This window comes from Streptomyces spinoverrucosus (assembly GCF_015712165.1).
GTDB classification, from domain to species: Bacteria; Actinomycetota; Actinomycetes; order Streptomycetales; family Streptomycetaceae; genus Streptomyces; species Streptomyces spinoverrucosus_A.
On sequence record NZ_JADPZX010000001.1, the window covers coordinates 7,146,531 to 7,168,584 of the forward strand.

20 protein-coding genes are annotated in these 22,054 nt (G+C 71.5%); 11 read left to right on the forward strand and 9 right to left on the reverse strand.

The genetic code is table 11. The features are described 5' to 3' along the window. Positions 1-21 precede the first annotated feature (21 nt). Complete coding sequence (locus tag I2W78_RS32500) at positions 22-1,212, forward strand: acyl-CoA dehydrogenase family protein (protein WP_196463813.1); 1,191 nt, start codon at positions 22-24, stop codon at positions 1,210-1,212. A 38-nt stretch (positions 1,213-1,250) separates the two neighbouring features. Here the strand turns inward: I2W78_RS32500 and I2W78_RS32505 are convergent, their stop codons facing one another. Continuing rightward, positions 1,251-1,688, reverse strand: coding sequence for a cell division protein SepF (locus I2W78_RS32505; protein ID WP_196463814.1), 438 nt, complete (start codon positions 1,686-1,688; stop codon positions 1,251-1,253). Positions 1,689-2,056: 368 nt separating this feature from the next. Here I2W78_RS32505 and I2W78_RS32510 point away from each other — a divergent pair, with 368 nt between their 5' ends. The 3 genes from I2W78_RS32510 to I2W78_RS32520 all read left to right on the forward strand — a co-directional run bounded on the left by I2W78_RS32510 (position 2,057) and on the right by I2W78_RS32520 (position 6,033). Further along, positions 2,057-3,223, forward strand: coding sequence for a DUF5685 family protein (locus I2W78_RS32510; protein ID WP_196463815.1), 1,167 nt, complete (start codon positions 2,057-2,059; stop codon positions 3,221-3,223). Between the two features lie 387 nt (positions 3,224-3,610). Beyond that, positions 3,611-4,513, forward strand: coding sequence for a S1 family peptidase (locus tag I2W78_RS32515; RefSeq protein WP_196463816.1), 903 nt, complete (start codon positions 3,611-3,613; stop codon positions 4,511-4,513). A 437-nt stretch (positions 4,514-4,950) separates the two neighbouring features. After that, positions 4,951-6,033: a S1 family peptidase gene (locus I2W78_RS32520; protein WP_196463817.1), complete on the forward strand. Its 1,083-nt coding sequence runs from the start codon at positions 4,951-4,953 to the stop codon at positions 6,031-6,033. 221 nt (positions 6,034-6,254) lie between these two features. On the opposite strand, the gene I2W78_RS32525 is transcribed toward I2W78_RS32520, so the two are convergent. Next, on the reverse strand, positions 6,255-7,442 hold the full coding sequence (locus tag I2W78_RS32525; protein ID WP_196463818.1) for an AAA family ATPase: 1,188 nt from the start codon (positions 7,440-7,442) through the stop codon (positions 6,255-6,257). Positions 7,443-7,662: 220 nt separating this feature from the next. On the opposite strand from I2W78_RS32525, the gene I2W78_RS32530 reads away from it, so the two are divergent. Together I2W78_RS32530 and I2W78_RS32535 are read left to right on the forward strand one after the other, a co-directional pair. Then, a complete protein-coding gene (locus I2W78_RS32530) occupies positions 7,663-11,193 on the forward strand; it encodes a DNA polymerase III subunit alpha (RefSeq protein WP_196463819.1) in 3,531 nt (1,176 codons plus the stop codon). Continuing rightward, a complete protein-coding gene (locus tag I2W78_RS32535) occupies positions 11,190-12,164 on the forward strand; it encodes a DNA polymerase Y family protein (protein ID WP_196463820.1) in 975 nt (324 codons plus the stop codon). Before I2W78_RS32530 ends, I2W78_RS32535 begins: the two co-directional genes overlap by 4 nt. A gap of 204 nt (positions 12,165-12,368) precedes the next feature. Here the strand turns inward: I2W78_RS32535 and I2W78_RS32540 are convergent, their stop codons facing one another. Next, positions 12,369-12,743 carry a cupin domain-containing protein gene (locus tag I2W78_RS32540; RefSeq protein WP_196463821.1) on the reverse strand — a complete coding sequence of 125 codons (375 nt, stop codon included), beginning with the start codon at positions 12,741-12,743 and terminating at the stop codon, positions 12,369-12,371. Between the two features lie 94 nt (positions 12,744-12,837). Here I2W78_RS32540 and I2W78_RS32545 point away from each other — a divergent pair, with 94 nt between their 5' ends. Next, on the forward strand, positions 12,838-13,281 hold the full coding sequence (locus I2W78_RS32545; RefSeq protein WP_196463822.1) for a MarR family winged helix-turn-helix transcriptional regulator: 444 nt from the start codon (positions 12,838-12,840) through the stop codon (positions 13,279-13,281). 174 nt (positions 13,282-13,455) lie between these two features. After that, positions 13,456-14,331, forward strand: coding sequence for an esterase/lipase family protein (locus I2W78_RS32550; RefSeq protein WP_196463823.1), 876 nt, complete (start codon positions 13,456-13,458; stop codon positions 14,329-14,331). Between the two features lie 53 nt (positions 14,332-14,384). Here I2W78_RS32550 and I2W78_RS32555 read toward each other — a convergent pair whose 3' ends face one another. Beyond that, positions 14,385-15,443, reverse strand: a complete 1,059-nt coding sequence (locus I2W78_RS32555) for a lytic polysaccharide monooxygenase auxiliary activity family 9 protein (RefSeq protein ID WP_196463824.1) — start codon at positions 15,441-15,443, stop codon at positions 14,385-14,387. A 196-nt stretch (positions 15,444-15,639) separates the two neighbouring features. Further along, positions 15,640-15,777, reverse strand: coding sequence for a hypothetical protein (locus I2W78_RS32560; RefSeq protein ID WP_196463825.1), 138 nt, complete (start codon positions 15,775-15,777; stop codon positions 15,640-15,642). A gap of 139 nt (positions 15,778-15,916) precedes the next feature. Here I2W78_RS32560 and I2W78_RS32565 point away from each other — a divergent pair, with 139 nt between their 5' ends. Continuing rightward, positions 15,917-16,534 (forward strand): class I SAM-dependent methyltransferase, encoded by a 618-nt coding sequence (locus tag I2W78_RS32565; RefSeq protein WP_196463826.1) that lies wholly within the window; start codon positions 15,917-15,919, stop codon positions 16,532-16,534. Positions 16,535-16,537: 3 nt separating this feature from the next. Here I2W78_RS32565 and I2W78_RS32570 read toward each other — a convergent pair whose 3' ends face one another. Together I2W78_RS32570 and I2W78_RS32575 are read right to left on the reverse strand one after the other, a co-directional pair. Then, positions 16,538-17,041, reverse strand: a complete 504-nt coding sequence (locus I2W78_RS32570; protein WP_196463827.1) for a DUF402 domain-containing protein — start codon at positions 17,039-17,041, stop codon at positions 16,538-16,540. Next, on the reverse strand, positions 17,022-17,948 hold the full coding sequence (locus tag I2W78_RS32575) for a GNAT family N-acetyltransferase (RefSeq protein WP_196463828.1): 927 nt from the start codon (positions 17,946-17,948) through the stop codon (positions 17,022-17,024). The genes I2W78_RS32570 and I2W78_RS32575 overlap by 20 nt, the downstream gene beginning before the upstream one ends. Before the next feature lie 71 nt (positions 17,949-18,019). Between I2W78_RS32575 and I2W78_RS32580 the strand changes: the two genes are divergently transcribed. After that, a complete protein-coding gene (locus I2W78_RS32580; RefSeq protein ID WP_196463829.1) occupies positions 18,020-18,400 on the forward strand; it encodes a GntR family transcriptional regulator in 381 nt (126 codons plus the stop codon). Between the two features lie 173 nt (positions 18,401-18,573). Here the strand turns inward: I2W78_RS32580 and I2W78_RS32585 are convergent, their stop codons facing one another. Further along, the gene (locus I2W78_RS32585) at positions 18,574-19,347 is read right to left on the reverse strand and encodes a DUF72 domain-containing protein (protein WP_196463830.1); all 774 of its coding nucleotides are present in this window, start codon (positions 19,345-19,347) and stop codon (positions 18,574-18,576) included. 29 nt (positions 19,348-19,376) lie between these two features. Further along, positions 19,377-20,471, reverse strand: a complete 1,095-nt coding sequence (locus I2W78_RS32590) for a DUF5925 domain-containing protein (protein WP_196463831.1) — start codon at positions 20,469-20,471, stop codon at positions 19,377-19,379. 168 nt (positions 20,472-20,639) lie between these two features. Here I2W78_RS32590 and I2W78_RS32595 point away from each other — a divergent pair, with 168 nt between their 5' ends. Continuing rightward, a complete protein-coding gene (locus I2W78_RS32595; RefSeq protein ID WP_196463832.1) occupies positions 20,640-22,052 on the forward strand; it encodes a GH39 family glycosyl hydrolase in 1,413 nt (470 codons plus the stop codon). Positions 22,053-22,054 lie beyond the last annotated feature (2 nt).

Below are 22,054 nucleotides of genomic sequence, written 5' to 3' on the forward strand. Positions count from 1 at the left end.
GCTAGTTTGAGTCGTCGGAGGGTGTCCGTGGCCTCGAAGTTGCCCCCCTTTGATCCGTCGGATCCGCTCGGGATCGACGAGCTGCTGGAGCCCGAGGATCTCGCCGTTCGGGAGACCGTGCGCCGGTGGGCGGCGGAGCGGGTGTTGCCCTACGTCGCCGAGTGGTACGAGGCGGGCGAGCTGCCGGGGATCCGGGAGCTGGCCGGGGAGCTCGGCCGGATCGGGGCCCTCGGGATGTCGCTCAGCGGGTACGGGTGCGCGGGGGCCAGTGCCGTGCAGTACGGGCTCGCCTGTCTGGAGCTGGAGGCCGCCGACTCCGGGATCCGGTCGCTGGTGTCCGTGCAGGGGTCGCTGGCCATGTACGCCATCCATCGGTTCGGCTCCGAGGAGCAGAAGCAGCGGTGGCTGCCGGCCATGGCCGCCGGGGAGGTCATCGGGTGCTTCGGGCTGACCGAGCCCGACCACGGGTCCGACCCGGCCTCCATGCGGACGTACGCCAAGCGGGACGGCGGCGACTGGGTGCTGAGCGGGCGCAAGATGTGGATCACCAACGGGTCCGTGGCCGGGGTGGCCGTGGTGTGGGCGCAGACCGAGGAGGGGATTCGTGGGTTCGTCGTGCCCACCGACGTCCCCGGGTTCTCGGCGCCCGAGATCAAGCACAAGTGGTCGTTGCGGGCGAGTGTCACCAGCGAACTGGTGCTTGATGACGTGCGGTTGCCCGCCGATGCCGTATTGCCGGAGGTGATCGGGCTGCGCGGTCCGCTCAGCTGTCTGTCGCACGCGCGGTACGGGATCGTGTGGGGGGCCATGGGCGCGGCTCGGGCCTGTTTCGAGGCCGCTGTCGACTACGCGAAGACCCGGGAGCAGTTCGGGCGGCCCATCGGGGGATTCCAGCTCACCCAGGCCAAGCTCGCCGACATGGCGGTCGAACTGCACAAGGGGATTCTGCTCGCCCATCATCTCGGGCGGCGGATGGACGCCGGGCGGCTGCGGCCGGAGCAGGTCAGCTTCGGCAAGCTCAACAACGTACGGGAGGCCATCGAGATCTGCCGTACGGCCCGGACGATCCTCGGTGCCAACGGGATCTCACTGGAATACCCGGTGATGCGGCACGCGACCAATCTGGAGTCGGTGCTCACCTATGAGGGCACCGTCGAGATGCATCAGCTCGTGCTGGGCAAGGCGCTCACCGGACTCGATGCCTTCCGGTAGCCCGCGCGCGGGGGCGGCTTCCGGTGAGCGGCCCTGCCTCAGCTCTGGTTGAAGAATCCGTCCGTTCGGTGGGCGGCCGGCTCCCCGCTGATGATCTCCGTGTCGGCGGGGGTCAGCAGGAACACCCGGTTGGACACGCGGTCGATCGAACCGCGCAGCCCGAAGATCAGGCCGGCCGCGAAGTCCACCACACGCTTGGCGTCGGCGGCCTCCATGGCCGTCAGGTTCATGATGACCGGGACGCCGTCCCGGAACAGCTCGCCGATGGCACGGGCGTCCCGGAAGCTGTCCGGGGTCACCGTGGCGATCCGGCGCTCCTTCTGCTCGGCCGTGTCCGCGGCCACCTTCACCCGCGGGTCCGTGACCCAGGCGTCGCCGGACTCGGTCCCCTCGGAGTACTCGTCGTCGTAGTAACGCTCGTCATCGTTGTCGTCGACGAGGCCGAGCCACGCACTCGCCTTGCGCACCGATCCCATGGACGCCTCCTCTCACAGCGGTCTTTTTTGCTTTCCGCATCCCTATGGTCATCCATGATGCGGACGGCGCGCCAAGTGGATAGACGCCGCGCGGGGGGTTTGTGACGGTACTGGTGCACGGCGGATACGTCGAGAGCCCGGATACCCCAAGGGTGTTGCCATACACAGCTGCTGACTGTGAGTGAAATATGATTCTTCCTGGCGTACGGGTGAGCGGCGGGGCGTACGGGTGAACCGTGACGGTCAAGCCGATGTGAAAATCAGTCGATACGACGCCGATCTGACGTCAATCTGACGTCGATCCGGGAAGGTGTTCGACGGCGATACGATGCGGCCGCTCAACAACGCGTGTATCACGGGGGATCGTCGTGTTCGGAATCGTCAGGCCGTGCCGGCATCGGCTGGGGGAGCGGCTCAGAAACGAGTGGATGGCGCATTTGTGCGGGCTGTGTCTCGCCCTGCGCGGCGACCACGGGCAGTTCGCGCGGGTGGTCACCAATTACGACGGGCTGCTGGTCTCCGTTTTGACGGAGGCTCAGGCCGAACGCACCGGGCGGGACGGATGGCGGCGTACGGCCGGGCCGTGCCCGTTGCGCGGGATGCGGACCGCGTCCGTCGCGCGGGGTGAGGGTGCGCGGCTGGCGGCCGCCGTCTCGCTCGTGCTCGCCTCGGCCAAGGTGCGCGACCATGTGGCCGACGGGGACGGGCTGCTGGCCCGGCGCCCCGTGGCGCTCGCCGCGCGCCGGGTCGCGGACAGCTGGGGGCGCGCGGGGGCCCGTGGCGGGGCGGTCGTCGGCTTCGACACGGCGCTGCTGGTCGACGCCGTGGACCGGCAGGCCGGCATCGAGGCGCTCGCCGGGCCCGGTACGCCGGTCCTCGCGGTCACCGAGCCGACCGAGACCGCGACCGCCGCCGCCTTCGCGCACACCGCTGTCCTGGCCGGACGGCCGGCCAACGCCGAGCCGCTCGCCGAGGCCGGGCGGCTGTTCGGACGGCTGGCGCATCTGCTGGACGCCGTGGAGGACCGGGAGGCCGACGCCGCATCGGGTGCCTGGAACCCGCTCGCCGCGACCGGGACCTCCGTGCCGGAGGCGCGGCGGCTGGCCGACGACGCCGTGCACGGGATTCGGCTCGCGCTGCGCGAGGTGGAGTTCTCGGACGGGCGGCTGGCGCACCGGCTGCTCGTGCATGAGCTGCCCGCCTCGGTCGACCGTGCCTTCGGCACCGCCTCCTGCGGGCATCGGCCCGAACTCGCCGGGCCCTACGCGCCGCCCGGCGGACCGGCAGGTCCGGGCGCGCCGCTGCCGCCCGGGCCGCCGCGCCGCGACCGGCGCGGTCTGTTCGCCGGGTGCGCCGTGTGGCTGGGGCTGGCCTGTACGTGCCAGTTGTGCTGTGGCACCTACGAGGACCCGTGGACGCGGGAGCGGAAGCAGGGGCCTTGCGACAGCTGCGACTGCGCCGACTGCGGCTGCAACTGCTGTGACTGCTGCGACAGCTGTGGGTGCGATGGGTGCGACTGCGGGTGCAACTGCTGAGGGGGCGTCAGCGCCGCCTGGCTCGACGCCCATCCGGAGGGCGACTTCCGGACATGCCGGGTCGTGGGTGGCCGACGATGCCGCGGTGGCCCGCGGGCGGCCGCGGGTCGGCTGTGGCCTGTCGTGCTCAAGCGGCGGAGCGGCCTGTCGATACGGCCCGCGTCCCTCAGGGGCGTTGGTGCAGGCTCGGCCATTCCGCACAGTTGGTTCAAAACTTGACGGCCGAAAGGCGCCCTTGCGCCCGTCGGTCGCGCGGCCGAATACTCCCCCTCAGCGCTTGTCAGGGGCACGACGCGTTCGGAATCCGGACGACAGTGCCACTGGCTGCGCCTCACGGGCCCCGACCCCACGCGGGCCCCCCGACTTCCCATGTGGAGGAACGAAAAAGTGAGGATCAAGCGCACCACCCCCCGCAGCGGAATCGCGAGACGGACCCGGCTGATCGCCGTTGCCTCCGGCCTCGCGGCCGCAGCCGCGTTCGCGGTCCCCAGCGCCAACGCGTCCGACGTCACCACGTTCAGCGCCAACGAGCTGAAGAGCGCCGGCAACGCGGTGCTCAAGGCCGACGTCCCGGGCACCGCCTGGGCCGTCGACAGCAAGACCAACCGCGTGCTGCTCACCGTCGACAGCACGGTCTCCCAGGCGGAGATTGCGAAGATCAAGGAACAGGCCGGGGTCAACGCCGACGCGCTCACGATCAAGCGCACCCCCGGCAAGTTCAGCAAGTTCATCCAGGGCGGCGACGCCATCTATGCGAGTAGCTGGCGCTGCTCGCTGGGCTTCAACGTCCAGGACAGCAGCGGCAACCAGTACTTCCTGACCGCCGGTCACTGCACCGACGGCGCCGGCACCTGGTACTCCAACTCCGGCCGTACCCAGGTCATCGGCTCGACCGCCGGGTCCAGCTTCCCGACCAACGACTACGGCATCGTGCGCTACAGCGGGTCCGTCAGCCGGCCCGGCACCGCCAACGGCGTGGACATCACCCGCGCGGCCACCCCGAGCGTGGGCACCACCGTCATCCGTGACGGCTCCACCACCGGTACGCACAGCGGCCGGGTCACCGCCCTGAACGCGACCGTCAACTACGGCGGCGGCGACATCGTCTACGGCATGATCCAGACCAACGTCTGCGCCGAGCCCGGTGACTCCGGCGGTTCGCTCTACGGCAGCAACGGCACCGCGTACGGTCTGACCTCCGGCGGCAGCGGCAACTGCACCTCCGGTGGTACGACGTTCTTCCAGCCTGTTACCGAGGCGCTGAGCGCGTATGGCGTGAGCGTGTACTGAGCGCCGCGTCGGTGAGGGCTGTGGGCGGCCGCAGGTTGTCTGTGGCTTGTCGCGCAGTTCCCCGCGCCCCTTGAGGGCGTTGGCGCAATCGGCATTACATGTGCCCCCGCATGCGATTGGTGTGCGGGGGCACATCCGTGTGTGCGCCTGGCTGGATCCGGCCCCTAGGGGCGATTTCAAGACAGGACTAGACCTCACGGACCGCATACCGGTTACTCGCACGTAGTGTTTGCAGTGCGAAGATTCCGGCGGTGACCGTGGACAGTCAAGGTGGTGCAAGGCGTAGGGGGCGCACGTCAGTTGTCGTACGCGCGTCCTGAAGTCGACCTTGTGTGCTCCCTGTGGGTCTCGGAATAGTGGGCGCCCAGTCCACAGACCTTCTGATCCGTGAGGTCCCCACTACCTCCCCGGATCAACCCCCCACAGGAGGACGTGAGTTGAAGCACCGACGCATACCCAGGCGGCGGATCGCCGTGGCAGGTGCGGGCATCGCCGCACTGGTCGCTGCGGGAGTGACCTTCCAGAGTGCGAACGCCAGCGAGACCCCGGACACCCCGGAGGTCAAGACGCTGTCGGCCCTGGCGGCCGGAAAGCTCGCCTCGACGCTCGACCGGGACCTCGGCGCCGACGCGGCGGGAACGTTCTACGACGCCAAGGCGAAGAGCCTCGTGGTGAACGTGCTCGACGAGGCCGCCGCCCAGCTGGTCGAGGAGGCCGGAGCCAAGGCGAGAATCGTCGAGAACTCCCTCGCCGAGCTGAAGAGCGCGCGTACCACCCTCACGCAGGACGCGACCATCCCCGGCACCGCCTGGGTGACCGACCCGACCACCAACAAGGTCGTGGTGACCGCCGACCGCACCGTCTCCGCGGCCGAGTGGAAGAAGCTGACCCAGGTCGTCGAGGGGCTCGGCGGCACGGCCGAACTCCAGCGCACCAAGGGGGAGTTCAAGCCCTTCATCGCCGGTGGTGACGCGATCACCGGCGGCGGCGGGCGCTGCTCGCTCGGCTTCAACGTGGTCAAGGGCGGCGAGCCGTTCTTCCTGACCGCCGGTCACTGCACCGAGGGCATCTCCACCTGGTCCGACTCGTCCGGCAACGTCATCGGCGAGAACGAGGCCTCCAGCTTCCCGGGCGACGACTACGGCCTCGTCAAGTACACGGCCGACGTCGACCACCCGAGCGAGGTCAACCTCTACAACGGCTCGACGCAGCAGATCACCGGCGCGGCCGAGGCGACCGTCGGCATGCAGGTCACCCGGAGCGGTTCGACCACGCAGGTGCACTCCGGCACGGTCACCGGCCTGGACGCCACCGTGAACTACGGCAACGGCGACATCGTCAACGGGCTCATCCAGACCGACGTCTGCGCCGAGCCCGGGGACAGTGGCGGCTCGCTGTTCTCCGGCAGCAACGCGATCGGCCTCACCTCTGGCGGCAGCGGTGACTGCACGTCCGGCGGGGAGACGTTCTTCCAGCCGGTGACCGAGGCGCTGTCGGTGACCGGTACGCAGATCGGCTGATCCGTCGCTACGGGTTCTGCTGGAGTCCCGCCCCGGGTGTGAGGGGCGGGACTTTTGCGTGCGGGGGCGTGGCGGTGGGGTGTGTTCGCCGTGGGGGTTGTCGCGGTGGGTTCGGTGCGGGTGGTCGTGGGCTGGCCGCGCAGTTCCCCGCGCCCCTTATCGGCGTGCGGTCCCGCCTGCTTTTCCGCGCCGTTTCCTTACCGGCGTGCGGTTCCGTCCGTTCAGCGTTTTGGCCAGTGCCACAGTGGTTCGTCCAGTGGGCCCTCCCGGCCTGCCACCTCCGTCTGTCCGAACTCCTTCACCAGTTCGACGGAGTTGACGTCGAGACGGTGATGTATCTGGCCCTTGGCCAGTGCCTCGGCGAGTGGGCGGGCGTGGGTGACCACGATGATCTGGGTGTCCCGGGTGGCGGTGAGGATCAGGTCGGCGAGGTGCGGGACCAGGTCGGGGTGGAGGCTGGTCTCCGGCTCGTTGAGGACGAGGAGGGACGGAGGGCGCGGGGTCAGTAGGGCGGCCGCCCAGAGCAGGTAGCGCAGGGTGCCGTCGGAGAGTTCGGCGGCGGTGAGCGGGCGCAGCAGGCCGTGCTGGCGCAGGGCGAGTTCGAAGCGTCCGCCGTGGTTGGCGACCGTGACCCGGCTGCCCGGGAAGGCCGCGTCGACCGCCGCGTCCAGCGCGTCGGCGTCGCCCGTCTCCCGGATCGTCTGGAGCGCGGCCGCCAGGTCCGAGCCGTCGCCGCTGAGGACCGGCGTGCGGGTGCCGATGCGGGCGGCGCGGGCCGGCGCGTGGGCGTCGGTGCGGACATGGTCGTAGAACCGCCAGGACCGGATGAACTCCCGCACCGCCAGCACGTCGGGCGCGTGCTGTGGGTCGGCGAGCTCGCCGAGCATGCTGTCGTACGGCCGCAGCGCCCCGTGCGCCCGGGACCAGCTGCCGCTCGCGCCGCGCAGCTTCACGGCCGGGCCCGCGCGGTCCGAGAGCACGGCGGCGGGGCGCAGCACGGGACCGCTCCAGATGCACTCGCGCTTGATCTCCGGGTCGAGGTCGAACATGGAGGGACCGCCGGCCGGGCTCGGGTGGCCGAAGTCGACGGCGTAGCCGAACTCGTCCCCCGCGAATCCCAGCCGCAGGCTGACCGGGCCCGAGCGGACCGTGCCCTGCACCGGGTGGCGGCCCTCGCGCACCGCACGGCTGATCTTCTCCGGCCCGGCCCACAGCACCGACGGCAGGCCGCCCTCCTGGGCCAGCGCCGCGATCGCGCCGCCGCGCGCGGACTCGGCGAGCAGCCGCAGGGCGCGGTACAGGCTCGACTTGCCCGTGCCGTTCGCCCCCGTGATCACGTTCAGTCTCTCCAGGGGGACGATCAGGCGGCGCAGGGAGCGGTAGTTCTCGACGGCGAGAGTGCGGATCATGCGTCCAGGCTGACAGACGGGTCTGACAACGCCCCTGGGGTGCCGCGCCGCGCCCTGTCCGTGTCATGTCCCCACCGTCCGGCAGAGGCGCGTTTGCGCAGGTGGGACGCGCCCGAACAGATGTCGCACAGACGTTCGGAAATTGGTCTATGGTGGGGGTGGGAGAGTTGGGAACTGATGTTCGAGAGCTTGTTCGGGCTCGCGAGTGCGGGAGGTGCGTGTGCCGGGCTTCACGCATCTGCACACCGTCTCCGGGTTCTCCCTGCGCCACGGCGCCTCGCACCCGGAGCGGCTGGCCGAGCGCGCCTCCGAGCGGGGCATGGACGCCCTCGCGCTCACCGACCGCGACACCCTCGCCGGCACCGTCCGCTTCGCCAAGGCCTGCGCGAAGGCGGGCGTACGTCCACTGTTCGGGGCGGAGCTGGCGGTGGACGGGCCCCCCGAGCCCGACCGCGTACGGCAGGACCGGCGACGCCGCACCCCCGTACGCGGCGGTGCCTTCATCGACGAGTCGACACCGCGCGTCACCTTCCTCGCCCGGGACGGCGCTCGCGGCTGGGCCGAGCTGTGCGGACTCGTCACGGCGGCGCATGAGAGCGAGGGCACGCCCCTGCTGCCCTGGTCCGCCAACCACGCCGACGGCCTCACCGTCCTGCTCGGCCCCGACTCCGACGTAGGCCGCGCCCTCGCCGCGGGCCGCCCGGACCGCGCCGCGAAGCTCCTCGTCCCCTGGCGGGAGATCTACGGCGACGCCCTGCGCCTGGAGGCCGTCTGGCACGGCCGCGAGGGCACCGGTCCCGGCTCCCTGCGCCTGGCCGCCCGCACCGTCGGCTTCGCCGCCGAGCAGCGGATCCGGCCCGTGCTCAGCAACGCCGTCCGGTACGCCGACCCCGGCATGGGACAGGTCGCCGACGTCCTGGACGCCGCCCGCCGCCTGGTGCCGATCGACCCGACCAAGGAACTGGACTCCGGCGAGGCCTGGCTGAAGAACGCGGGCGCCATGCTCGGGGTGGCGGAGCGGGTCGTCGAGGCCGCGGGCTTCCGGCGGGACACCGCGCACCGGCTGCTGGAGCAGACGCAGGCGACCGCCGCCGAGTGCCTGGTCGACCCCGAGGACGACCTCGGCATCGGCACCGTGCACTTCCCCGAGCCGCATCTCGTCGGCGCGGACCGGCGCAGCGCACAGCGCGTGCTCGCCTCCCGGGCGGCGGCGGGAATGGTGCTGCACGGCTACGCCGGCCGACGTGCGTACTGGGAGCGGATGCACGACGAGCTGGACATCATCGCCCACCACGGCTTCGCCTCCTACTTCCTCACGGTCGCCCAGGTCGTCGACGACGTGAAGAGGATGGGCGTCCGGGTCGCCGCCCGCGGCTCCGGCGCCGGCTCCCTCGTCAACCACCTGCTCGGCATCGCCCACGCCGACCCGGTCGAGCACGGGCTGCTGATGGAGCGCTTCCTGTCCAAGCGCCGCCTGGTCCTGCCGGACATCGACATCGACGTGGAGTCCGCGCGCCGTCTGGAGGTCTACCGGGCGATCATCGACCGGTTCGGCGCCGAGCGGGTCGCGACGGTCGCGATGCCGGAGACGTACCGCGTCCGGCACGCCATCCGTGACGTGGGCGCCGCCCTGTCCATGGACCCCGCCGACATCGACCGCATCGCCAAGTCCTTCCCGCACATCCGCGCGCGGGACGCCCGCGCCGCCCTCGACGAGCTGCCCGAGCTCAAGCAGCTGGCGGGAGAGAGGGAGCGCTACGGGAAGCTGTGGGAGCTGGTCGAGGCCCTGGACGCCCTCCCGCGCGGGGTCGCCATGCACCCCTGCGGGGTGCTCCTGTCCGACGCCTCCCTCCTGTCCCGTACGCCGGTCATGCCGACCAGCGGCGAGGGGCTGCCCATGTCGCAGTTCGACAAGGACGACGTCGAGGACCTCGGGCTGCTCAAGCTGGACGTGCTCGGGGTGCGGATGCAGTCGGCGATGGCGCACGCGGTCGCCGAGGTGGAGCGGGCGACGGGGGAGCGGATCGACCTGGACGCGGTGCAGGACGGCGACCCGGCGACGTACAACCTGATCCGCTCCGCCGAGACGCTCGGCTGCTTCCAGATCGAGTCGCCGGGGCAGCGGGACCTGGTCGGGCGGCTGCAGCCCGCCACCTTCCACGATCTGGTCGTCGACATCTCGCTCTTCCGGCCCGGGCCGGTCGCCGCCGACATGGTGCGGCCGTTCATCGAGGCGCGGCACGGGCGGGCGCCGATCCGCTATCCGCACCCCGACCTGGAGGGGCCGCTGCGGGAGACGTACGGAGTCGTCGTCTTCCACGAGCAGATCATCCACATCGTCGACATCATGACCGGCTGCGGGCGCGACGAGGCGGACCGGGTGCGGCGCGGGCTGTCCGACCCGGAGTCGCAGGGGCGGATCAAGGTGTGGTTCGCACAGCACGCGGCGGCGCGTGGCTACGACGCGGAAACGATTCAGCGCACCTGGGAGATCGTCGAGGCGTTCGGTTCGTACGGCTTCTGCAAGGCGCACGCGGTCGCCTTCGCCGTACCGACGTACCAGTCGGCGTGGCTGAAGGCGCATCACCCCGCCGCTTTCTACGCGGGGTTGCTCACGCACGACCCCGGGATGTATCCGAAGCGGTTGCTGCTGGCGGACGCGCGGCGGCGGGGGGTGCCGATCCTGCCGTTGGACGTGAACAAGTCGGGGGTCGCACACCGGATCGAACTGGTGTCTGAATCTGGGGTGTGGGGGCTCCGGTTGGCCCTCTCCGACGTGCACGGCATCAGCGAGGCCGAGGCGGCGCGGGTCGCGGACGGGCAGCCGTACGCCTCACTGGTGGACTTCTGGGAGCGGGCGCGGCCCAGCCGGCCGCTGGCGCAGCGGCTGGCCCAGGTCGGCGCCCTGGACTCCTTCGGCGCCAACCGCCGTGACCTGCAACTGCACCTGACCGAGCTGCACCGGGTCGCCCGGAGCCGGGGCGGGGCCCAACTCCCTCTGTCCGGCGGGCGGAAGACCGCGTCGGCCGGGCTGCCCGACCTCTCCGCGGCGGAGCGGCTCAGCGCCGAGCTGGGCGTGCTGTCCATGGACGCCTCACGCAACCTGATGGACGACTACCGCGCCTTCCTCGACGAGTTGGGCGTGGTGTCGGCGCGGCGGCTGCGCGACGCCCGGCACGGTGAGACGGTGCTGGTCGCGGGCGCCAAGGCGGCGACCCAGACGCCACCGATCCGGTCCGGCAAGCGGGTCATCTTCACCACGCTGGACGACGGTACGGGTCTGGTCGACCTCGCCTTCTTCGACGACTCGCACGACGCCTGCGCGCACACCGTCTTCCACTCCTGGCTGCTGCTGGTGCGCGGAGTGGTGCAGCGGCGCGGGCCGCGCAGCCTCAGCGTGGTGGGGTCCGCCGCCTGGAACCTCGCCGAGCTGGTCGAGCTGCGTGCGCAGGGCGGGCTCGACGTGGTGGCGACGCGGTTGGCCGAGACGGGGGCGGGGCGGCCGGAGCCCGCGGCGGACGGGGCGGACGGCTCGGGCGGTTCCGGGGACTCCCGGGGCGACGGCGGTTCCGGGGAATCCAGGGGCGACGGCGGTTCCGGGGGCGATCCGACGCAGGGGCGGCGGATCCGTATGCCCACCGGATACGAGATGCATCCGTGGGCCGATCTGCGTCCGGCGGGCGAAGAGGCCTCACAAGGGCCCTCGAAGGCAAGGAAGTTGTGGCACCAGAGTCCGGGGAGTGCGGGATGACCATCCTCTGCGTACGTTTCCAGCTGCCGCCGATGTACGAGGCGGCCCTGCCCCAGCTGCTGGGGTTGCTGGAGGACTTCACGCCGGTCGTCGAGGCGTTGCCACCGGACGGGGCGCTGGCCGATCTGCGGGGCGCCGAGCGGTACTTCGGGCGCAGCGCCGTGGAGCTGGCGTCGGTGATCCGGGTCCGGGCGCTCGCCCACCACGGTGTCGACTGCGCGATCGGCGCCGGGCCCGGACCGATGCTGGCCCGCGTGGCGCTGCGATACGCCGAACCCGGGGTGACCTGCGTGGTGCCGGAGGAGCCGGACGCCATCGCGGAGTTCCTCGCCGACAAGCCCGTCGCCGTGCTGCCCGGCGTCGGGGCCGCGACCGCCCGTACGCTGTGCGACTACGGCCTCGACACCCTCGGCCGGGTCGCTGTCGCGCCGCTGTCCACGCTGCAGCGGCTGATCGGCGCGAAGGCGGGCCGTGAGCTGCACGAGAAGGCGAACGGCATCGACCGCGGCCGGGTGGTCCCGAACGCCGTGTCCCGTTCGCTGGCCGCCGAACGCCCCTTCCCGCGCGACGAACTGGACCCCGAACGGCACCGCCGGGCGCTGCTCTCGGCCGCCGAGGAACTGGGCACCCGGCTGCGCGCCGTGGAGAAGGTCTGCCGCACCCTCACCCTCACCGTCCGCTACGCCGACCGCTCCTCGACCACCCGCAGCCGCACCCTGAAAGAACCGACCGCGCACTCGCCGGCGCTGACGCGCGCGGCGTACGGGATGTACGAGGCGCTCGGCCTCCAGCGCGCCCGGGTTCGGGCGATCGCCCTGCGTGCGGAGGGGCTCACGCCCGCCGAGCAGGTCTCCCACCAGTTGACCTTCGACCCCGTGGACGAGAAGGTCCGCCGGATCGAGGAGGTCGCGGACCGCGCGCGGGCGAAGTTCGGGCCGCGAGCGGTGACTCCGGGGTCATTGGCGGCGTGAGCGTGTACCAGGGCCCGCCGCCACCCCGGACGAGGCGCAGGAGCTGGGCGGCCGGGCCGAGCGCCGGGACGGCTGGCCGGAGCTGCGTCTCGCGGTCATGGGCGGGCTGTTGCGCGCCAAGTTCACCCAGCACCCCGAGCCGGCCGAGGTGCTGGGTCGGCCGCCTGTTGGAGCTGATCCGCTCCGAACTGCTGCCGGTGTCGGTCAGTTGGCCCACGGCGGAGTGATCCGCGTGCCGTCGGCGAGTTCCGCCTCCAGGCCGATGGACGTGGTGACCCAGGTCAGCGCGGTCTGATCGGTCGGATTCTCGACGGCGAGGGTCGAACCGGGGTTGATGATCAGCGTGTCGCCCGCCGCCACGTCGTCCGTGCGGCCGTCCAGAGTGACGCGCAGTGTGCCGATCAGGACGTGCAGGATCTCCTCCTTGTTCACGGTGTGCGCCGGCGCCTTGGTCCCCGGCGGAACCTCGCCGCGCCAGGCGCACAGCTCTTTGCTGCCGGTGAGGGGTGTGGCGTACGAGACGAAGCGGGCGCCGTGGATCTCGTGGACCACGGCTTCGGACGAGCGGATGACGGGCATGAGCGGTCCCCCTGAAATCAAATGGTCAAGTAACTTGACTATAGGCCCATGGTCAAGCTTCTTGACCAGTTCGTCAAGGTGTTTCAATGCGGGCGTGCAGAACTCCGAAGCCCTGTCCCTGTCCGCCGCCCTGCTCGCCGCTGCCGGAGAGCTCACCCAGCGCATCAACGACGGTGTCGTCGCCCGGGGGTTCGAGGGTCGGCCGGCCTATGGCTTCGCCTTCACCCGGCTCGCCCCGGGCGGCGCCACGGTCACCGACCTCGCGGTCCATCTCGGCGTGACCAAGCAGGCCGCCAGTCAGCTCGTCGACGAGCTGGTGCGCAAGGGGTACGTCGAGCGGCGGCCGCATCCCGGCGACGCGCGCGCACGGCTGATCGTCCTGACCGAGCGGGGGTGGGCCTCTACCCGGGCTGCGGAGGAGGCTGCGGCGGACGCCGTGCGGGGCTGGGTGGAGCTGCTCGGTGAGAGTGAGGTGCGGGCGTTGCGTGACCGGTTGGTGCGCATTGCGCCCGATGGTCCCGTCAAGCCCGTCTGGTGACGATGTGCCAGGGGCTTTACACCCATTCCTGGTTATCACTGGAAGTTTTTACTGACACGTAACTTCCCACTTGAACTACTCGTCCGTAACTTGACGAGTGAACAGCATCCTCGTGATCCGGATCACAGGGCGTAAGGCCCTCGCAACTCCCTTGAGCCGCAAGGAGATCACCCGATGCTGCCCTGGAAACGAGTGCTCAGACCCGTGGTCGCGCTGCTGCTGACCGCCGCCATCGCCGCCCTCCCCGCCGCCACCACCGCCAACGCCGCCAACGCCTCCGCCACCGCTCCCAGCAGCGGTTGGAACGACTACTCCTGCAAGCCGTCAGCCGCTCATCCCCGCCCCGTCGTCCTGGTCCACGGCACGTTCGGCAACTCCGTCGACAACTGGCTGGGACTCGCCCCGTATCTGACGAAGCGTGGGTACTGCGTCTTCTCCCTCGACTACGGCCAACTGCCCGGCGTCCCGTTCTTCCACGGCCTCGGGCCCATCGAGAAGTCGGCCGAACAGCTCGACGCGTTCGTCGACAAAGTGCTCGCCGCGACTGGCGCCGCCGAGGCCGACCTCGTCGGGCACTCGCAGGGCGGCATGATGCCCCGCTACTACCTCAAGTTCCTCGGCGGAGCGGCCGAGGTGAACGCCCTCGTCGGCATCGCCCCCGACAACCACGGCACGACCCTGTCTGGCCTCACCCACCTGCTGCCGTACTTCCCGGGCGCCGAGGAACTCCTCTCCACCGCCACCCCGGCCCTCGCCGACCAGATCGCCGGATCCGCCTTCCTCACCAAGCTCAACGCGGGCGGCGACACCGTGCCCGGTGTGCGCTACACGGTCATCGCGACGAAGTACGACCAGGTGGTCACGCCGTATCGGAGTCAGTACCTGGACGGACCGGACGTGCGCAACGTGCTGCTCCAGGACCTGTGTCCGGTCGATCTCTCCGAGCATCTGGCGATCGGCCTGTTCGACCGGATCGCCTTCCATGAAGTCGCCAACGCCCTCGATCCGGCGCGGGCCAGGCCGACCACCTGCGCCTCGGTGTTCAGTTGAGCATCGCCGGGGCCTGACCGGCCTGAGCCGCCCGTCAGGCCCCGGAACCCTGGTCAGCGGCCGTGCCGGCCGCCGCTCGCCGCACGTCGGCGGACCGACGCGAACAGGGCCGCCGAGCCGAGCGCGAGCGCGGCCGCGCCGCCGACGGCGAGGTACGTGGTGCTGCTGTCGCCGCCGGTCTCGGCGAGGTTCTCCGAGGTCCCGGCGGCCGCGGCCTTCGGCTGGTTGGCGGTGGGGGCGTCCGGGGCGGCGGACGTGCTGGGGTCGTTGTCGCCGTGACCGTGGTTCTCGATGGTGGAGTGCTCGGCGGCGGCCTCGATCTGCTCGTCGGTGGGGGCGGAGGCGGTGGGGGCGGAAACGGGGGCCGTGGAGCCGTTGTCGCTGCCGCTGTCCTCGCTGCTGCTGCCGCTGTCGTCGCCGCTGTCACCGGCGTTGTCGCCAGAGCCGCTTCCGCCGTCGTTTCCGGCGCTGTTGCTGCCGCCGAAGGTGACGTCGGAGCAGGAGTAGAAGGCCTCCGGGCTGTCCGAGCGCTGCCAGATCGCGTACAGGACGTGCTGGCCGGAGCGCTCCGGAAGGGTGCCGGAGAACGTGTAGAAACCGCCCGACGCGGCCGGGTCGGTGGCCGTCGCCACCGGGTTCGCCAGGTCCAGGTCGTCCCAGCCGAGCGGCTGGGCGGGGTCGTAACCGGGCTTGGTGACATAGACCTCGAAGGTGCCCTTGTGCGGGGCGGTCACGCGGTACTTGAAGGTGTACGACCCACTGCTCACGGACGTCGCCGGCCAGTCGGCGCGGGCCAGGTCGAGGCCCTTGAACGCCTCGTTGTTCGCGCTGCACAGCTTGCCGTCCGGGATCAGCGTCTGGTGCTGCCCGGCCGCGTTGCCGATGCGGACGCCGTTCCAGTCGTACAGCGCCTGCGTGCCGCCCGCCGCGACCGCCGCCTTGCACGCGTCGGACCTGGGGCTCTCCGGGCCCTCCGCGTGGCACTGGGAGACCCGGCTGACCGGGTCGCCCATCGAGCCGTGCGCGGATGCGGGCGCGGTGGACAGCGCGGTCAGGGCGAGCGGGGCGATGCCGACGGCGGCGACGACGGCGGCCTTGCGGCGTGCGGGCATGGGGGAACTCCTCGTAGCGGTCACTTGGGTTGATCCGGGGGTTGATCCCGGAAGTGATCCCGTGGGGGGGCGTTCAGAAGCTAGCCCGAAGCGACCGTGAAATCGCCTGCTGAAGGCGGTTGAGGGAGATCCTTATGGTCCCTTTAAGGGACTGCTCAGACTGCGCTGAGGTAAGTGGTCGGGCTGAGGCGGACGGTCAGTTCGCCGGCCACCAGGTGCGGGCGATGTCCCTGCGCACCTCGGGCCGGCGTTCGTAGGTGGGCTCGTCGGTCTCCTCGCGGAGTCGGCGGGCTTCCGTCTTCCGCGGGGGCTTGTGCACTGTGACTCGGCGCATGGCTGCCTCCTTCAGTGCCTACCGGGTTCCGTGTTCTCACGGAGGTAGACCATTTCGGGGAGAGTTCCTCATCGCTGCCGATATGTCTGTGGCGGCCGTCACCATTCGACTGTCAGTGGCGGGTGTCACCCTGAGTGGCATGACAGTTGACAGCAATGCTCTGACCTCGGCGGACGGCGAGGACTGGGACGCGCTCGCCGCCGCCTTCGACAACGAGCCGGACCACGGGTTGCGCGATCCCGACGTGCGGGACGCCTGGGCGCGGCGGCTGCGCTCCTGGCTGCCCGACGCCGCCTGCGACGTCCTCGACCTCGGCTGTGGCACCGGCAGCCTGTCGCTCCTCGCGGCCGAGCAGGGACATCGCGTCACCGGCGTCGACCTGTCCCCGGCCATGGTGGGACTGGCCCGCGCGAAGCTCGCCGGACACGACGCCGTGTTCCTGCTCGGTGACGCGGCGGCACCGCCGGTGGGGGAGCGGCGGTTCGACGTGGTGCTCGTACGGCATGTGCTGTGGACGTTGCCGGATCCCGGCCGGGCGCTGCGGCACTGGCGTGGGCTGCTGCGGCCCGGCGGGCGGCTGGTGCTGGTCGAGGGGGTGTGGGGGACGGTCGCGCCGGTGGGTATCGCGGCGGACCGGCTTCGGGAGCTTCTCGCGCCCGTCGCCCGGTCGGTGCGGGTGGAGCGGTTGTCGCAGGACGCGGCGCTGTGGGGAAGGGGGGTGGACGACGAGCGGTACGCGGTCGTCGCCCAGGTGTGACGGTCAGTCGCCGAGCAGGGACGCGAAGTCGTCGCCGCGGGCCAGAATCTCCAGTTCGTCCAGGGCAGCCAGTGCCGTGGTGGCCGCCTCCGGGTCCGTTTCGGTGAGGCCGCTCTCCGCGAACTCGTCCTCGTCCAGGCGGCGTACGTCCGTGCCGTCGGCGGAGCGCCACAGGTCCAGGTCGAGGTCCTCGACGACCAGCTCGGTGCCCGAGAAGGTCGCCGGGCGGGCGATGTCGCAGTACCAGCCCTTGAGGACACCGGACGGGTCGCGCACCTCCATCACCGCGTACCAGCGGTCCCGCCAGTAGTACTCGGTGAAGATGTCCCCGGGCTCGAAGCGTACGAAGCCGAAGTCGCGCACGCCGGTGCCCGCGAAGGGGGCGCGGACCACGATCCGGGTGCCGTCGTCCCGGAGCAGCTCCGCCGGGTAGCGGATCTTGGTCCGGCCCGCCTTGAGCAGGACGACGTCCACCCGGCGGCCCGGCTCAGACGCGTTCGCGGACATGGCGCACCTCCGTGGCGCAGATCTCGTACCCGAACCACTTGTTGATCGCGAGCATCGGGCCGTTGCCGGCGTCGTTGCCCGTGAACGCCTCCGTGTACCCGGCGGCGCGGGCGCGGTGCAGGGAGGCGTTCTTGGCGAGCTTGGCCAGGCCCCGGCCGCGGAAGGCGCGGGCGGTGCCGGTCATGGCGGTGCTGTAGCGGGTGCCGTCCGTGTAGGCGATGCTGAAGGCGGCCGGGCGGCCGTCGACGACCGCGACCGAGGTCAGGCCGAGGTCGAGGAGCGGGTGCTTCCAGGTCTCCTCGATCCATGCCTCGTAGTCGGTGAACTCCGTGTCGATGTCGCTGGGTTCGTCGGATGTCGTCTCCGCGTCCAGTTCGAACATCGGACGCGGGTCGTCCGCGTAGTCGGCGGCCGTGCGCAGTTCGACACCCGGTGGCGGGTCCTGGAGCGGTGGCAGGGCGCGGTGTGCCAGGTCGAGGCGGAGGAAGTGCGCGGAGCGGCTCGCGCCGTAGCCGTGGCGTTCGGCGAAGGCGCGGTTGGCGGGCTCGTCCAGGACCCAGGAGTAGAGCTTGGTCGCCCCGTGGGCCACCAGGTGTTCCTCGGCCGCCCGTACCAGCAGCGAGCCGGCGCCACGGCGGGTCCGCTCCGGGTGGACGTAGACGTTCAGGGAGCCCTGGCCGGGCTCCGGGCTGTCGTGCGCCAGGCTCACCTGTGCGGTCCCGACCACCTCGCCGTCCTCCTCCGCGACGAGGGAACGGAAGTGGGCGTCGGGGTGGGTCCGGGTCAGATGGTGGGCGACGGACTCCGGCGTGGCCAGCATGAAAGGCAGAGCCAGCCGGCGCACACGGGCGAAAGCCTCCAGGTCGGTCCGGACGTCGGGGCGGAGGTCGCGCATGATCACTGTCATGGGGGCGCACGCTACGCGGACGACGGGACGGGATGCCTCTCATTTTCCGGCGGGTACGGGACAATCGGGCCGTGACCTTGAAGATCCACATTGATGAGAGCGCCGCGGTGGCGCCGTACGAGCAGGTGCGGGCGCAGATTTCCGAACAGGCCCGGTCGGGGGTGCTGCCGGTGGGGTATCGGCTGCCGACGGTGCGAGGGCTGGCCGAGTCGCTGGGGCTGGCCGCGAACACGGTGGCGAAGGCGTACCGGGCGCTGGAGACGGACGGCGTGATCGAGACGCGGGGGCGCAACGGGACGTTCGTCGCCGCGGCGGGGCCGGCGGCGGATCGGGAGGCGGCGGGGGCTGCGCAGGCCTACGCCGAGCGGGTGCGCAGGCTGGGGCTCGGCGAGGAGGCGGCGCTGGATGCCGTACGGGATGCGCTGCGGGCGGCGTACGGGGAGCGGGGCTGAGGGAGTTCGGCACCGCCGGGCCGCTCCGTGGCGGCTGGGCGCCGTCGCGGCGGAGAAATCCAGTCGGCCGCCGCCGCGGTAGGGCGAGGTCGGCTGAGCGGAGACATCGGGTCGGCGCGCCCCCGCAGCAGGGAGGCACGCCCTTGCAGTAGGGCGAGGTCGGTCAAGACGTGTCACCGTCGGGCCGACAGCTCCCTCGGTGTGCGCGTCACCCTCCACCCCGTTCCCCGCGCCAACTCCGCGAACGTCACCGCGTCCCCCACCGCCGCCCCACCCGGGTCGTTGTTGAAGTACGCGTACACATCGTGACTGTCGGAGAACGCCTCCCCGATCCGGTGGACCCACGTCTGCAGCGACTGGCGGCCGTAGTGCGGCCACGGCCGGGCGCGCCCCTGGTGGAAGCGGACGTAGCCCCAGTCGGTCGTACGCCACAGCGGCGTCGCCGGGCGGGCCTGCACGTCGGCCCAGCACAGCGCCGCACCCCGCGACCGCAGGACCTCCTCGACCTCCCGCGTCCACCAGGAGTCGTGGCGTGGTTCCACCGCGATCCTCGTGCCGGAGGGGAAGCAGGCCAGGCAGGCGTCCAGCAGCTCGGGATCCGCCCGCAGGTTCGGCGGGAGCTGCAGGAGGACCGGGCCCAGGCGGTCGGCCAGGCCGGACGCGTGGGTCATCAGGCGGTGCACCGGCTCCTCGGGGTCCTTCAGGCGCTTGATGTGCGTCAGATAACGGCTGGCCTTGACCGCCACCACGAAGTCGTCCGGCACCCGCTCCCGCCACGCCTCGAAGTTCTCCCGCGTCGGCAGCCGGTAGAACGCGTTGTTGATCTCGACCGTGGCGAACCCCTCGGCGTACTCCTCCAGCCACAGCCGGGTGGGGCAGCCCTCCGGGTACAGCAGCCCCCGCCAGTCCTTGTACTGCCACCCCGACGTGCCGACGAACAGGGTCATACGTCCATCAAAGCACCGCAGGCGAGCCCCTACAGGTACAGCCCCGCCTCCGACCCGCCCCGCGGCTCCGGCAGCGCCGTCGGAGACGTGCCCCGGCGCAGCGCGTACAGCTCCGCCAGCGTCGCCCCCTCCCGCCCGACGCCCTCCTCGCTGCCCAGCCAGTTGACCGCCTCCCGCCGGGTCAGCGGCCCCACCTCGATACGGGCCAGGCAGCGGCCGGGGCGGACGACGGCGGGGTGGAGGCGTTCGAGGTCCTCGTTGGTCGTCACGCCCACCAGGACGTTGCGGCCCTGGCCCAGCAGCCCGTCCGTCAGGTTCAGCAGCCGCGACAGCGCCTGCCCCGCCGTGTGCTTGGCCTCGCCGCGGATCAGCTCGTCGCAGTCCTCCAGCAACAGCAGCCGCCAGCGGCCCTTGCCGGTCGAGTCGTCCTCGCCGATCGCGATGTCCATGAGATAGCCGACGTCACTGAACAGCCGCTCCGGGTCCAGGACGCAGTCCACCTGGCACCAGTCCCGCCAGGACCGCGCCAGCGTGCGCAGCGCCGACGTCTTGCCCGTGCCCGGCGGGCCGTGCAGCAGCAGCAGTCGGCCCGCGATGTCCTCCGGCGTCGTCTTCATCAGCCGGTCCATCGCGTCCGCGACCGGTGCCGTGTAGTTCGCGCGCACCTCGTCCCACGTGCCCGCCGAGATCTGCCGGGTCGTCCGGTGCGGGCCGCGCCTGGGGGAGACGTACCAGAAGCCCATCGTCACGTTCTCCGGCTGCGGCTCGGGCTCGTCCGCAGCGCCGTCCGTCGCCTGGTCGAGGACCTTCTTCGCCAGGTCGGCGGTGGTCGCGGTCACCGTGACGTCCGCGCCCCGGTTCCAGCGGGAGACCAGCAGCGTCCAGCCGTCGCCCTCCGCGAGCGTGGCGCTGCGGTCGTCGTCGCGGGCCACGCGCAGCACCCGGGCCTCCGGCGGCAGCAGCGTCGCCCCGGAGCGGACGCGGTCGATGTTCGCCGCGTGCGAGTACGGCTGCTCGCCCGTCGCGAAGCGGCCGAGGAACAGCGCGTCGACGACGTCGGACGGCGAGTCGCTGTCGTCGACGTGGAGCCGGATCGGCAGAGCGTCGTGTGGGTTCGCAGACATGCCGCCATGATCGGGCACACCGGCGCCACGTGCACCCGGTTTCCGAGGTGCGCGCGGAGTGTCGGCTGCACGCCCCTCCTCCCGCTGTGCCCCGCTACGCCCTGTTTCCGGGCCGTACATGTACGACATCTGCCCCAACCCCCACCCCCGCCGTTACTGTTGCCCTCGATGGGACGTCATGGGTGGAGTACGGGGGCACGGCGGTGGCGGCTCACCGCGCTGCTCGGCGTGTCGGCGGCCCTCGTGGCCCTGGTGGTGACCCTGGTCAGCACACTTCCCGGCGGCGGCGCGAGCACCGCCGGCACCTCGCCCGACGGCGACAAGGTGCACGGCACGCCCGCCACGCCGCCCGAGGAGCCGCGACCGGACGTCGGCTGGGGCTTCACCCACACCCAGTTCAGCGCCGACGTGGGCGCCGCCGCGGCCGTCGGGCGCGTCAGGGCCGACCTCAGGCAGTCGGCGCTGCCGCAGAACCAGCACATCATGGGCTGGGGCGCCGACAACCCCGAGCCGGTGAAGGGCCGTTACGACTTCGCCGCCCTCGACCGCCGCGTGGACTTCGTCCGTGCCTCCGGCGGTACCCCGGTCATCACCCTGTGCTGCGCCCCGGACTGGATGAAGGGCGGCAAGGCCGGCGCCGGCGCCACCGACTGGAGCCAGGCCGCGTTGGAGACCGCCCCACGGCCCGAGCACTACGCCGACTTCGCCGCCCTCGCCGCGACCGTCGCCAAGCGCTATCCCGACGTACGCCACTTCATCGTCTGGAACGAGTTCAAGGGGTTCTGGAACGACGCCGAGCAGCGCTGGGACTACGAGGGCTACACCAAGCTGTACAACCTCGTCCACCGGGCGCTGAAGAAGGTCGACGAGGACATCATGGTCGGCGGGCCCTACCTGGTGATGGACAGCGTCGACCCGCGCCGCACGGAGATCGCCTCCACCACCCTCAAGGGCCCCTGGGGCGCCCTCGACCAGCGGGTGCTGGACGCCTTCTCCTACTGGAACGAGCACAAGGCGGGCGCCGACTTCGTCGTCGTGGACGGCTCCAGCTACACCAAGGACGACGAGCTCCTGCCGGACGAGTTCGCCGCCACCGACAAGTTCACGGCCGTCGGAGCGTGGGTGCGGCGGCAGACCGGCGAGGACCTGCCGCTGTGGTGGGCCGAGTACTACGTCGAGCCCGCCGACGGCAACGACGACCGGCACGGCTGGTCCGAGCCCCGCCGCCGCGCCGTCCAGGCCGCCGCGATGATCGCCATGACCAAGGGCGGCGCCTCCTCCGGCTTCTACTGGAACCCCGAGGAGGAGACCGGCCCCGGCTGCCCCGGCTGCCTGTGGACACCGACCGACAGCGGGGGCGGGGGCGCGAAGCTGCCCATGTACGACCTGGTCGCCCGATTCAACGCCGAGTTCCCGCCGGGGACGACGTACGAGACCGTGGCCGCCCCGGCGGACGTACGCGTCCTCGCCACCGACCGGACCCTCCTGGTCGTCAACATCCGCGACCGGGCGATCAGCGGGCACGTCGACGGCAGGCGGGTCGACCTACAGGCGTACGACGTGAAGTGGATCGAGCGGTGACC

Coding starts and splice junctions, on each gene's coding strand:
- I2W78_RS32560 (WP_196463825.1), bottom strand. CDS start 15,777: ATGCGCCGAGTCACAGTGCACAAGCCCCCGCGGAAGACGGAAGCCCGC.
- I2W78_RS32585 (WP_196463830.1), bottom strand. CDS start 19,347: ATGACCCTGTTCGTCGGCACGTCGGGGTGGCAGTACAAGGACTGGCGG.
- I2W78_RS32550 (WP_196463823.1), top strand. CDS start 13,456: ATGCTGCCCTGGAAACGAGTGCTCAGACCCGTGGTCGCGCTGCTGCTG.
- I2W78_RS32575 (WP_196463828.1), bottom strand. CDS start 17,948: ATGACAGTGATCATGCGCGACCTCCGCCCCGACGTCCGGACCGACCTG.
- I2W78_RS32540 (WP_196463821.1), bottom strand. CDS start 12,743: ATGCCCGTCATCCGCTCGTCCGAAGCCGTGGTCCACGAGATCCACGGC.
- I2W78_RS32535 (WP_196463820.1), top strand. CDS start 11,190: ATGACCATCCTCTGCGTACGTTTCCAGCTGCCGCCGATGTACGAGGCG.
- I2W78_RS32570 (WP_196463827.1), bottom strand. CDS start 17,041: ATGTCCGCGAACGCGTCTGAGCCGGGCCGCCGGGTGGACGTCGTCCTG.
- I2W78_RS32590 (WP_196463831.1), bottom strand. CDS start 20,471: ATGTCTGCGAACCCACACGACGCTCTGCCGATCCGGCTCCACGTCGAC.
- I2W78_RS32565 (WP_196463826.1), top strand. CDS start 15,917: ATGACAGTTGACAGCAATGCTCTGACCTCGGCGGACGGCGAGGACTGG.
- I2W78_RS32555 (WP_196463824.1), bottom strand. CDS start 15,443: ATGCCCGCACGCCGCAAGGCCGCCGTCGTCGCCGCCGTCGGCATCGCC.
- I2W78_RS32525 (WP_196463818.1), bottom strand. CDS start 7,442: ATGATCCGCACTCTCGCCGTCGAGAACTACCGCTCCCTGCGCCGCCTG.
- I2W78_RS32505 (WP_196463814.1), bottom strand. CDS start 1,688: ATGGGATCGGTGCGCAAGGCGAGTGCGTGGCTCGGCCTCGTCGACGAC.
- I2W78_RS32595 (WP_196463832.1), top strand. CDS start 20,640: ATGGGACGTCATGGGTGGAGTACGGGGGCACGGCGGTGGCGGCTCACC.